Genomic DNA, 11,779 nt, shown 5'->3' with positions numbered 1-11,779 from the left:
CCGCCCCAGCCCCCAGGCACCTCGCCCACCCACCCGCCCGTGCAGCGCGTTGAAAGGTTCAGCCCCTGGGGCTCCGCCCCAGACCCCGTATCGCGCCTTAGAAGTCATCTCATTTGGCGAGTCGGCGGTAGCAGATGAGGGTGCAGGCGATGCTGGTGAAGGCGAGGAAGTGGTCGGCCTTGCGTTCGTAGCGGCGGTGGAGTCGTCGGCAGCCGGCGAGCCAGGCCATGGTGCGTTCCACGGTCCAGCGGTGGCGGCCCAGCCGTTGCGAGGACTCGACTCCCTTGCGGGCGATGCGGTGGGTGATGCCGCGTTCGCGTAACCATTGCCGCAGGTGGGCGTAGTCGTAGCCCTTGTCGGCGTGGAGTTTGCTGGGCTTGCGGCGGCGCGGGCCGCGGCGCGAGCGGATCGGCGGGATGCCCTTCACGAGCGGGATCAGGGCCTGACTGTCGTGCAGGTTGGCCCCGGAGATTCCGACGGATATGGGCAGACCGGACCGTTCGGTGATCAGGTGGATCTTCGAGCCGTACTTGCCCCGGTCGACAGGATTCGGACCCGTCAGGTCCCCCTTTTCAGGGCCCGCATGTTCACCGAGTCGATCGCGCACCTAGACCAGTCCAGTTCGCCGCGGGCGCCGAGTTCGTCGAGGACCAGGCGGTGGAGCTTGGCCCACACTCTGGCCTTCGACCACTCCGAGAACCGCCGGTGGGCGGTCGCTCCGGACGGCCCGAACGACGCCGAAGGCAGCTGCTGCCAGGTACAACCCGACGTGGCCACGAAGACAATCGCGGCCAGCACCTCCCGGTCCCCGTGCCGACGCCGACCACCGCCCTGCGGCCTCGACGGCGCCTCCGGCACCACCCGCTGGAACAACTCCCACAACTCGTCCGGCACCAGACGCTCAACGATCCCCACCATGACTCACAGAATACCGAGTCGCCCAAATGAGATGGCTTCTTAAGGGCGCTCGTCCTCAATCGCCGGACAGGCTGAGGTGCTGGCCAGCACCGAGTGGCCAAGGGGCGCGGGGAACTGCGCGACCAGCCGCCCGCGGCCCGCAGGCGAAGGCGGGTTTTCAGGGGCGCGGGGAACTGCGCGAGACGCGGGCACGGTCCGCGCATGGTCGGGGGGGGTCAGGGGTGGGAGGGGAGGGTGGACGCGGCCAGGGTCGGGTCGAAGCCGAAGGGCAGTTCCAGGCGATGCGTACGCATCAGCACCTCGTCGGACAGGACCTCCACCGTGGACCCGTCCGCCGCAATGACCCCCTCACTGAGAATCACCGCCCGCCCACACAACTCCAGCGCATAGGGAAGGTCATGGGTCACCATGAGCACCGTAACGTCCAACCCCCGCAAAATGTCCGCGAGTTCACGCCGCGACGCGGGGTCCAGGTTGGAGGAGGGCTCGTCCAGGACGAGGATTTCCGGCGACATCGCCAGCACCGTGGCGACGGCCACCCGGCGGCGCTGCCCGAAGGACAGGTGGTGCGGCGGCCGGTCGGCGTACTGCGCCATGCCGACCTGCGCCAGCGCCCCCATCACCCGTTCCTCCAGCTCCGCCCCCCGCATTCCCGCCGCCGCCGGCCCGAACGCGACGTCCTCGCGGACGGTCGGCATGAACAGCTGGTCGTCGGGGTCCTGGAAGACGATGCCGACCCGGCGCCGGATCTCGGCGAGGTTCTTCCTCGCGACGGGCAGACCGGCCACGGTCACCGAGCCCGCGCCGCCTTCGAGGATGCCGTTGAGGTGGAGGACGAGGGTCGTCTTGCCCGCGCCGTTGGGGCCGAGCACGGCGACCCGCTCGCCGCGTCCCACCGTCAGGTCGACGCCGAACAGCGCCTGGTGGCCGTCGGGGTAGGCGAAGGCAAGGCCGGACACTTCGAGGGAGGGGACGACGTTCACGGGGGCCTCAGCGGTCGTAGGGAGGGGAGAGTCGGCTTAGCAGGCGGAGTCGGCGTAAGGGGCGGGGTGGTTGTAGGGGGCGTCAGCCCGCGGGTTGTGCAGGCCGCGCTCGGCGGACCGCGCCGCGGGCGGCCTCACAGGGTCCAGCCCAGCAGACACACCACCAGCGCCGCCCCCGGCAGGGCGACCGCCCGTGTCCACTGCACGCGCGTCGCGGTCACCTCGTCGATCACGGGCATCGACCCGGCGTACCCCCGGCTGACCATCGCGAGATGGACGCGTTCACCGCGTTCGTAGGAGCGGATGAAGAGCGCTCCCGCGGACTTCGCGAGGACGCCCCAGGAGCGCACCCCGCGGGCCTCGAAGCCGCGGGAGCGGCGGGCGATGGACATGCGCCGCATCTCGTCCGTGATGACGTCCCCGTACCGGATCATGAAGGAGGCGATCTGGACGAGGAGGGGCGGGAGCCGGAGCCGCTGGAGGCCCAGGAGCAGGGCGCGCAGTTCGGTGGTGGAGGCGAGGATCACGGAGGCGGCGACGCCGAGGGTGCCCTTGGCGAGGACGTTCCAGGCGCCCCACAGGCCGTTCTCGCTGAGCGCGACGCCGAGGACGTGCACCTGCTCGCCGGGCACGACGAACGGCATGAGCACGGCGAACGCCACGAACGGGATCTCGATCAGCAGGCGCTTGAGCAGATACCCGGCCGGGATGCGGGCCGCGCGCGCCACGGCGGCGAGCAGCACGGCGTACAGCGCGAAGGCCCACATCGCCTCGCGCGGGGTGGACACCACCACGACCACGAACGCGAACACCGCCGCGAGTTTGCAGTGCGGGGGCAGGTCGTGGACGGGCGAGTGGCCGTGCCGGTAGAGCCGGTGGGAGTGGCCCGCTCCCATGTCAGACGGCTTCCGGGGTGTGGTGGGGAGCGGAGTTCGTACGGCGCCTGCGCACCGCCCAGAACACTCCGCTGCCCACGACCACCGTCGCGCCGACGCCGATCACTCCGGCGAGGCCGCCGGCGAGACGGGCGTCCCCGATGTCCTTGACGGAGTAGTCGGCGAGGGGGGAGTCGGAGGCGGCGTGCTGGGTGGTCTTGGTGTCGATTCCCTTGTCGTGGGCGACCTTCTCCAGGCCGTCGGGGCTGGCCGAGGCGTAGAAGGACACGACGCCGGCGAGCAGCAGGGCGGTGACGATGCCGATGCCCCACACCTTCCTCGTCGATCCTCCGCGGGCGGCGTCCGGGGCGGGCACGGTGGCGGGGGCGTCGATGAGTTCGCCGCCGACGCGCAGCTTGAGCGGCGCGGTCAGGCCGCGGGCCCCGTACACGAGGTCGGGGCGTACGGCGAGGACGGCGCCCACGGTGAGCGCGGTGATGGCGGCCTCGCCGATGCCGATGAGGAGGTGCACGCCGACCATCGCGGTGAGCACCTTGGTGATCGGTACGTCGGTGGTGCCGCCGAGCGCGTAGATCGCGGTGAAGACGAGGGCGGCGGCGGGCACGGAGAACAGCGCGGCCACGAAGGAGGCGGCGGTCACCGAGCGGCGGCTGCGGGGCAGCACCGTGACCAGCCCGCGGAAGAGGAGGTAGGCGACGACGGTGGTGGTGATCGCCATGTCGGTGATGTTCACGCCGAGCGCGGTGAGGCCGCCGTCGGCGAACAGGACGCCCTGCATGAGCAGCACCACCGAGACGCACAGCACACCCGTGTACGGCCCGACGAGGATGGCGGCGAGCGCGCCGCCGAGGAGATGGCCGCTGGTGCCGGCGGCGACGGGGAAGTTCAGCATCTGCACGGCGAAGATGAACGCGGCGACCAGTCCGGCCAGCGGCGCCGTCTTCTCGCTCCCGGCGCCCGGCGCCTGGGAGCCGCCCCCCAGTTCGCGCCGCGCTCCGCGCAGGCTGACGGCGACGGCCGTGGCGGCGACCACACCTGTGACCGCCGATACAGGTGCGTTGATGAATCCATCGGGTACGTGCATGGGTGGACTCCGATTTCCCGTGGCGCCCTCTTCCCTGCGCGGGCGTGCGCAGAACCGTTTGATGATAGTGCCCTGTTGCGAACCTCTTGCAAAAGCGGCCGAGCGACAACTGACAAGCCGACTCACTGGGGGCTTACCGAAAAATTATGGGACATTGGATAACAAATAGTTCGAACCGGTATTCACCAGCAGCACCCAGCGTGAGGAGCGATCGATGTCGCCCGCAGTCGAGGACCACTCCGAGGACCACGCCGCCGAACGCTCGACCACGGGCCACGACCCCTCCCGCTCGGTAGCCGACCCGGCTGCCTCCCGCTCGGTAGCCGACCCGGCTGCCTCCCGCTCGGTGGCGGCCCCCGCTGCCTCCCGCTCCGTAGCCGACCCGGATGCTTCCCGCTCCGTAGCCGACCCCGCCGCCACCCCGCCCGTGGAGGATCACGCCCGGGCCCGGGTCGTCACCGACGCCCCGCTCTCCAACCCGGTCCCGGTGGCCATGCGCTACGACCCCGCGGACGCCTCCGGCGCGGTCCGCTTCGCCTTTCCCGGCGGCAACGAGTGGGCCTTCCCGCGCGATCTGCTGGAGTCGGGGCTGCGCGCGCCCGCCAGCCGGGGCGATGTGAGCGTGTGGCCCTGCGGCCGGGCCCAGACGGTCCTCGAATTCCACTCGCCGGAAGGGGTCGCGGTGGTCCAGTTCGACAGCTCGCCCCTGGTCCGCTTCCTGCGCCACACCTACGCCACCGACGCGCGGGCGGCTCCCGCCGCGACCCCGGCGGGCCGCCGGGCCTGAACCGGCCCCCCCATCGAACCTGCCCCGGCATCGAACCGGCCCCGCCCATGCGAAGGCCCCCCGTGCGCGAGGCGCACGGGGGGCCTTGTGGCGCCGGCGGTCCCGTCCCCACAGGCCGCCCGCGCCGGCCGGGACCCACGGCCGCTCGGTTCGTGGGGTCCCGGCGTTCGGGGGGCGGGGTCAGACCCGCGCCAACTCGCGGTCCCCGTCGGCGTCGCCGCTGTCCTGCTTGCGCAGGCCCTCGCCCTCGACGTCGACGTTGGGCAGCACCCGGTCGAGCCAGCGCGGCAGCCACCAGGCCTTCGCGCCGAGCAGCGCGAGCACCGCGGGCACGATCGCCATCCGGACGACGAACGCGTCGAAGAAGACCGCGATCGCCAGGCCGAAGCCGATCATCTTGATCATTTGCTCGCTGGAGCCGATGAAGCCGGAGAACACCGCGATCATGATGACGGCGGCGGCCGTCACCACCCGGGCGCCGTGCTTGAACCCGGTCACGATCGCCTGGCCCGGCCGCTCGCCGTGGACGTACGCCTCGCGCATCCGCGTGACCAGGAAGACCTCGTAGTCCATCGCGAGGCCGAAGACCACGCCCACCATGAAGATCGGCATCATCGACATGATCGGGCCGGTCTGCTGCACGCCGAAGAGCGAGCCGAGCCAGCCCCACTGGAAGACCGCGACGACCGCGCCGAGGGCGGCGACCACCGAGAGCAGGAAGCCGAGGGCCGCCTTCAGCGGCACCAGGACCGAGCGGAAGACCACCATCAGGAGCAGGAAGGCGAGTCCGACGACGAGCGCCAGGTAGGGCAGCAGCGCGTCGTTCATCTTCTGCGAGAAGTCGATGTTCATCGCGGTCGACCCGGTCACCAGGACCTTCGCCCCGGTGTCGGCCTTGATGGTGGAGCCCGCGTCCCGGATCGCGTGGACCAGGTCCTCGGTCTGGGTGGAGGACGGCTTGGACTTCGGGATGACCGTGATGGTCGCCGTGTCGTTGCCGGTCTCGGTGTTGAAGTGCGCCGGCAGCACCGGACCCACGTCGGGGAGCTTCTTGATCGCGGCGACCGTCGCGTCGGTGGCGGCGCGCGGGTTCGCCGCGCCCTTGCCGTCGACGACGACCATGAACGGGCCGTTGAAGCCGGGCCCGAAGCCTTCCGAGAGGGTGTCGTAGGCGCGGCGCTGGGTGGTGGAGGTCGGCTGCGAGCCGTCGTCCGGGAGGCCCATCTGGAGGGAGCTCGCGGGCAGCGCGATCGCGCCGAGCCCGATGACGCCGACCAGCAGCACCCACACCGGCTTGCGCAGCACGAAACTCGCCCAGCGGGTGCCCATGTTGGGCTTGCCCTCGGCGGCGCGCTCGCCCCGCTCGTGCGCCTTGCGGGCCTTGCGGCCGAGCACGCGCTTGCCGGCGAAGCCGAGCAGCGCGGGTATGAGGGTGAGGGCGATGAGGACGGCGATGACGACGGTGCCGGCGGCCGCCACCCCCATCTTGGTGAGCATCGGGATGTTGACGACGGCGAGACCCACAAGCGCGATGACCACGGTCAGACCGGCGAAGACGACCGCGGACCCGGCCGTGCCCACGGCCCGGCCCGCCGCGTCCTCGCGCTCCCTGCCCTCGGCCAGCTCGGCCCGGAAGCGGGAGACGATGAACAGTGCGTAGTCGATGCCGACCGCGAGCCCGATCATCATCGCGAGCGTGGACGTGGTGGAGCCGAGGTCGAGCACATTGGCCAGCGCCGTGATGGTGGAGACGCCGATGCCGACCCCGATGATCGCGGTGAGCAGCGGCAGCCCCGCCGCCACCAGCGAACCGAAGGTGATCACCAGGACGAGCCCCGCGATGACCACACCGATGATCTCGCCGGAGCCGGTCTCCGGCATGGCCTGGAGCGCGTCACCGCCGATCTCCACGGTGAGCCCGGCCTTCTGGGCCGCCTCGCCGCTCTTCTTGAGCGCGTCGCGGGTGTCGTCGGTGAGCTGCATCGCGTTGGCCTTGTACGACACCTGGACGTACGCGATGGAGCCCTGGCCGTTCTGCGCGACGCCGCCCGCGGTGAACGGGTCGGTGACCGAGGAGACCTGGTCCGAGCCCGACTTCAGGCCGGCGACGGTCTTCTCGACCGCGGCCTTGTTGGCGGGGTCGGCCATCTTCTGGCCGGCGGGCGCCTTGAAGACGACGCGGGCGGTCGCCCCGTCGGCGGTGTCGTTCGGGAACCGGTCCTTGAGCAGGTCGAAGGCGCGCTGCGCCTCGGTGCCCGGGATGGAGAACGAGGAGGAGGTGGCGGTGGTGGCGGAGGCGGCGCCGAACCCGGCGAGGGCGAGCAGCGCCACCCACACCAGGGCGACATAGCGGCGGCGCCGGAAGGCGAACCTGCCTAGGCGGTAGAGGAACGTGGCCACGAGGGCGTACTCCCGGTCAAGTCGTATGGAACCAGCAGGGCATGGGGAATCAGCCCGACGACGAGAGCGGCGTGCGTCAGGTGGGGCGGGGCTTGCGGAAACGGCCGGGCGGGGAGGCCTAGCCGGGGGCGCCGAGGGCGGGGAGGACCACGGCGTCGAAGTAGTCGGCGAGGAAGGCCTTGTCGACCGGGCGGTCCTCGATGAACTGCCGGGCGGCGAAGGCGCCGACCAGCATGTGGACGACATAGGGGAGCGCGCGGTTGTCCACACTGACCTCACCGCGCGCCACCGCGCGCCGCAGCACCGCGTCGAGCCCGGTGATCTCCGGCTCGATCAGCACCTCGCGCAGCGCCTTGTGGAGCTCGGGGTTGTCGTGGACGGCCCGCATCAGACCCCGCATCAGCGCGGAGTCCTTCTCCATCTGACAGTCGTCCTCGCGGGCGACCATCGCCTGGAAGTCGCCGCGCAGCGAACCGGTGTCGATCTCCGCGAGGGTGACCGGCTTGTTGTGCCGCAGGGCGCGCGCGACCAGCTCGGGCTTGCTCCCCCACTGGCGGTAGAGGGTGGCCTTGCTGGAGCGGGTGCGGGCGGCGACGGCGTCCATGGTCAGGGCGTCGTAACCGACCTCGCGCAGCAGGTCGAGCACGGCTTCGTAGAGCTCCGCCTCGCGTTCCGGGGTGAGCCTGCCCGCCATGTCGACCTCCTCTCCTGTGTGTACGGCCTTGCGCGTACGGCCTTGTGTGAACAGCCTCTGTGTACGGCCTGTGCGTACTTGTACGAAGGTAACCTCGGCCGCCAGCGAAACGGAACCGTTTCGCTTGTGTTCTCGACCACAAGTGTCGGAACGGGATAAGTCGGAACGGAATAAAGCGTTCCCACGAGTTGCCGCACCCCCTCCCCGCGGAAAGCATTGGGGGGTGAGTGACGACGCCGCGTACCTCCGGTTCCCGCATCTGCACGACGACTTGCTGTGCTTCGCCGCCGAGGACGACCTCTGGGTCGCCCCGCTGGTCCCGGCCGGGCACAGCCCCTCGCGTGCCTGGCGGGTCACCGTCGACCGCACCAAAGTCGGCCACCCGCGCTTCTCGCCCGACGGACGCCACATCGCGTACACGACCTGGCGCAGCCTGGACCCGGAGATCCATCTGGCCCCGGTGAGCGGCGGCCCGGCCCGCAGACTGACCTACTGGGGGTCCTCCGACACCCGGGTGTGCGGCTGGGCACCCGACGGGCACATCCTCGCCGTCTCCTCGCACGGGCAGCCGTTCTCGTACTTCTCCTGGGCCTACAGCGTGCCCACCGACGGCTCCCCCGGCGGCAAGCTCCCCTGGGGCCCGGTCTCCGACATCGCCGTCGCCGACCTGGACGGGGAGCGGCGCACCCTGCTGCTCACCGGGAAGCCGCCGCACGAGCCGGCCGCCTGGAAGCGCTACCGCGGCGGCGCCACCGGGCGCCTGTGGCTGCACGGTGAACGGCTGCTCCCCGACATCGGCGGCCACCTGGACGCGCCCATGTTCGTGGACGGCCGCATCGCCTTCCTCTCCGACCACGAAGGCGTCGGCAACCTGTACTCCTGCCTCCCCGACGGCTCCGACCTGACCCGCCACACCGACCACGACGCCTTCTACGCCCGGCACGCCTCCAGCGACGGCCGCCGGGTGGTCTACCAGTGCGCGGGCGACCTGTGGATCGTGGACGCGCTCACCCCCGACTCGGTGCCGCGCAAGCTGGAGGTACGGCTCGGCGGGCCGCGCGCGGGGCGGCGCAGCTACCAGGTGCCGGCCGCCAACCACATCGACGCGCTGTCCGTCGACACCACCGGCCGGGCCAGCGCCGTCGTGGTGCGCGGCAGCCTGTACTGGCTCACCCACCGCGACGGCCCCGCCCGCACCATCGCCGACACCCCGGGGGTACGGGTGCGGCTGCCCGAGATGCTGGGCAGCGGCGGCCAGGTCGCCTACATCACCGACGCGGAGGGCGAGGACGCGGTCGAGATCGCCTTCCTGCCGCGCGCCAGCGGTGCGCGGGCGCCGAGACGGCTCGCGGCCGGCGAGCTCGGCCGGGTGCAGGAGATGGTGTCCGACCCGGACGGCGAACGCCTGGCGATCGCCGCGCACGACGGCCGGCTGCTGCTCATCGACGTGAGCGAGGAGTCGGAGGCCGTTTCCTCGACGGGCGCGACGCGCTGGACGGACCCGGCGGACCCGGCGGGTTCGAGCCCGGCGGACCCAGCGGGTTCGGCGAGTGCGGCGGATGCGACAGGTACGACAGGTACGACGAGTGCGACGGATGCGGCGCCTGGGCGGGGCACCGGAGATGGGGTGCATGGGCGGGTCACCGAGTTGATCCGGTCGGTCAACGGCCCGGTCCGCGACCTCGCCTTCTCCCCCGACGGGGCGTGGCTGACCTGGTCGCACCCGGGGATCGGCCGCTCGCTGCGGCAGATCAAGATGGCCCGTATCGCGGGGCCCGGCGCGCGCACCGTCGTGGACGTCACCAACGGCCGCTTCGAGGACGAGAACCCGGTGTTCACCAGCGACGGCCGCTATCTGGCGTTCCTGTCCTGGCGCGGCTTCGACCCGGTGTACGACGTGCACACCGGCGACCTGTCGTTCCCGCTGGGCTGCCGCCCCTATCTCGTCCCGCTCAACTCGGCGACGCCGTCCCCGTTCGCCCTGTCGCCGGACGGCCGGCCCGCCGCGGGCGGCCTCGACCCGCTGGACGACTCGGGCGACGGCACGGTGACGGTGGAGGTGGAGGGCCTGGAGAACCGGGTCACCCCGTTCCCCGTCTCCGCCTCCAAGTACTCGGCCCTGTACCCGGTCGCGGGCGGCGGCCTGGTCTGGCTGCGCTGGCCCATCTCGGGCGCCCTCGGCGAGACCTTCGCCAACCCGGCCGACACCTCGGGCCGCCCCACCCTGGAACACTTCAACATCTCCAAGACCCGGCGCACCGAACTGGTCGACCACCTCGACTACTTCGCGGTCAGCGGTGACGCCAGCCGTCTTGTCGTCGTGGACGAGGGCGAGCTGCGCGCGGTGCCCGCCACCGAACCCGGCGACAACGACTCCACCGTCTATCTGGACCTGCGCCGCATCCTGCACGAGGTCGACCCGGCGCTGGAGTGGCGCCAGGCCTTCGACGAGGCGGGCCGCATCATCCGCTCCTACTTCTGGGAGCCGAGGATGTGCGGCATCGACTGGACGGCGGTCCTGAAGCAGTACCGTCCGCTGGTCGAACGGGTCGCCACGCCCGATGAGTTCGGCGATCTGCTCCGCGAGGTGCTGGGCGAACTGGGCACCTCACACGCGTATGTCACCGCCGCCCGCCGCAACGAGGGACCTCCGCACTACCAGCGCGCCCAGGGTCTGCTCGGCGCCAACCTGACGTGCCACAACGGCAGTTGGATCATTCAGCGGATCCTGCCCGGAGACTCCTCCGACTCCAAGGCACGCTCCCCGCTGGCGGGCGCGGGCCTGCGCGAGGGCGCGGCCCTGACCCACGTGGACGGCCGCCCCGTCGACCCGGTGACGGGCCCGTACCCCCTCCTCGCGGGCGCGGGCGGCACGACGGTGGAGCTGACGTTCAGCCCCGCCGGGGGCGAGGGCCGCTCCCGCCGGGTCGCGATCGTCCCCCTGGTCGACGAACGCCCCCTGCGCTACCAGGACTGGGTGGCCAAACGCCGGGGCGTGGTACGGGAGTTGAGCGGCGGCAAGTGCGGCTATCTGCACATCCCCGACATGGGCGGCTCGGGCTGGGCCCAGTTCAACCGGGACCTGCGCATGGAGGTGAGCCGTCCCGCCCTCATCGTGGACGTACGGGGCAACGCGGGCGGCCACATCAGCGAGCTGGTGGTGGAGAAACTGACCCGGCGCATCCTGGGCTGGGACCTGACGCGCAACGCCCAGGCGGTCTCGTACGCCTCCAACGCGCCCCGGGGGCCGGTGGTCGCGCTGGCCGACGAGGCGACGTCGTCCGACGGCGACATGATCACCGCGGCGTTCCGGCTGCTGAAACTGGGGCCGGTGGTGGGCCAGCGGACCTGGGGCGGGGTGGTCGGCATGACGGGCCGTCACACGCTGGGTGACGGGACGGTCATCACCGTGCCGATGAACGCGGCGTGGTTCGACGAGTACGGGTGGTCCGTGGAGAACCACGGGGTGGAGCCGGATCTGGAGATTCTGCGTACGCCGCTGGACTGGGCGGAGGGTCGCCACGCCCAGCTGGACGACGCGGTCCAGCTGGCCCTGGACCTCCTGACCCTGCACCCCGCCTCGACCCCACCCACCTACACCACCACCCCCAACCGCCAACGCCCCCACCTCCCCCCACGCCATAACCGGGGCCCCGGGCACTGGTCGCGCAGTTCCCCGCGCCCCTGAAAACCCGTTGTCGTCTGCCGACCGTGGGTGGCTGGTCGCGCAGTTCCCCGCGCCCCCAAAACCCCCTGTCGACCGCGGGTCGTGGTCGCTTCTCGCGCAGTTCCTCGCGCCCCTGAAAACCCGTCCTCGTCCGCGGACCGTGCGTGGCTGGTCGCGCAGTTCCCGCGCCCCTAGCTACTCGGTGCTGGCCCGCATCGGCCACCTCAGCCCGTCCGGCGATTGAGGACGAGCGCCCTTAAGGCGCGATACGGGGTCTGGGGCAGAGCCCCAGGGGCTCAGCCGGTTCAACCCGCTGCACGGGTGGGTGGGTGGGGAAGGCGCCTCGGGGT

General features: G+C 71.6%; 8 protein-coding genes. 2 read left to right on the top strand and 6 right to left on the bottom strand.

The genetic code is table 11. The features are described 5' to 3' along the window. Positions 1-109: 109 nt before the first annotated feature. The 4 genes from DWB77_RS22310 to DWB77_RS22295 form a co-directional block, all read right to left on the bottom strand. Positions 110-918, bottom strand: a protein-coding gene (locus tag DWB77_RS22310) for an IS5 family transposase (RefSeq protein ID WP_246033784.1) whose coding sequence is annotated in 2 segments (ribosomal slippage) — positions 110-570 and positions 570-918 — 810 coding nt in all. Because the reading frame shifts where the segments join, the coding sequence is not laid out codon by codon here. A 215-nt stretch (positions 919-1,133) separates the two neighbouring features. Then, a complete protein-coding gene (locus DWB77_RS22305) occupies positions 1,134-1,901 on the bottom strand; it encodes an energy-coupling factor ABC transporter ATP-binding protein (RefSeq protein ID WP_120722933.1) in 768 nt (255 codons plus the stop codon). 134 nt (positions 1,902-2,035) lie between these two features. Continuing rightward, positions 2,036-2,797 (bottom strand): cobalt ECF transporter T component CbiQ, encoded by a 762-nt coding sequence (gene cbiQ / locus DWB77_RS22300; RefSeq protein WP_120722932.1) that lies wholly within the window; start codon positions 2,795-2,797, stop codon positions 2,036-2,038. A 1-nt stretch (position 2,798) separates the two neighbouring features. After that, entirely contained in the window at positions 2,799-3,881 is a 1,083-nt protein-coding gene (locus DWB77_RS22295) for an energy-coupling factor ABC transporter permease (protein WP_120722931.1), read from the bottom strand. 214 nt (positions 3,882-4,095) lie between these two features. Here DWB77_RS22295 and DWB77_RS39465 point away from each other — a divergent pair, with 214 nt between their 5' ends. Further along, positions 4,096-4,668, top strand: a complete 573-nt coding sequence (locus tag DWB77_RS39465) for an SsgA family sporulation/cell division regulator (RefSeq protein ID WP_120722930.1) — start codon at positions 4,096-4,098, stop codon at positions 4,666-4,668. A gap of 180 nt (positions 4,669-4,848) precedes the next feature. On the opposite strand, the gene DWB77_RS22285 is transcribed toward DWB77_RS39465, so the two are convergent. Together DWB77_RS22285 and DWB77_RS22280 are read right to left on the bottom strand one after the other, a co-directional pair. Continuing rightward, positions 4,849-7,068 carry an MMPL family transporter gene (locus tag DWB77_RS22285; RefSeq protein WP_120722929.1) on the bottom strand — a complete coding sequence of 740 codons (2,220 nt, stop codon included), beginning with the start codon at positions 7,066-7,068 and terminating at the stop codon, positions 4,849-4,851. A 118-nt stretch (positions 7,069-7,186) separates the two neighbouring features. Then, positions 7,187-7,762, bottom strand: a complete 576-nt coding sequence (locus DWB77_RS22280; RefSeq protein ID WP_120722928.1) for a TetR/AcrR family transcriptional regulator — start codon at positions 7,760-7,762, stop codon at positions 7,187-7,189. A 223-nt stretch (positions 7,763-7,985) separates the two neighbouring features. On the opposite strand from DWB77_RS22280, the gene DWB77_RS22275 reads away from it, so the two are divergent. Then, positions 7,986-11,450 carry a S41 family peptidase gene (locus DWB77_RS22275; protein ID WP_120722927.1) on the top strand — a complete coding sequence of 1,155 codons (3,465 nt, stop codon included), beginning with the start codon at positions 7,986-7,988 and terminating at the stop codon, positions 11,448-11,450. Positions 11,451-11,779 lie beyond the last annotated feature (329 nt).

The sequence above is a fragment of the Streptomyces hundungensis genome (assembly GCF_003627815.1).
In the GTDB taxonomy this organism is placed as follows: domain Bacteria; phylum Actinomycetota; class Actinomycetes; order Streptomycetales; family Streptomycetaceae; genus Streptomyces; species Streptomyces hundungensis_A.
This window is presented reverse-complemented; position numbering and strand designations above follow the sequence as displayed.

Coding starts and splice junctions, on each gene's coding strand:
- DWB77_RS22280 (WP_120722928.1), bottom strand. CDS start 7,762: ATGGCGGGCAGGCTCACCCCGGAACGCGAGGCGGAGCTCTACGAAGCC.
- DWB77_RS22295 (WP_120722931.1), bottom strand. CDS start 3,881: ATGCACGTACCCGATGGATTCATCAACGCACCTGTATCGGCGGTCACA.
- DWB77_RS39465 (WP_120722930.1), top strand. CDS start 4,096: ATGTCGCCCGCAGTCGAGGACCACTCCGAGGACCACGCCGCCGAACGC.
- cbiQ (WP_120722932.1), bottom strand. CDS start 2,797: ATGGGAGCGGGCCACTCCCACCGGCTCTACCGGCACGGCCACTCGCCC.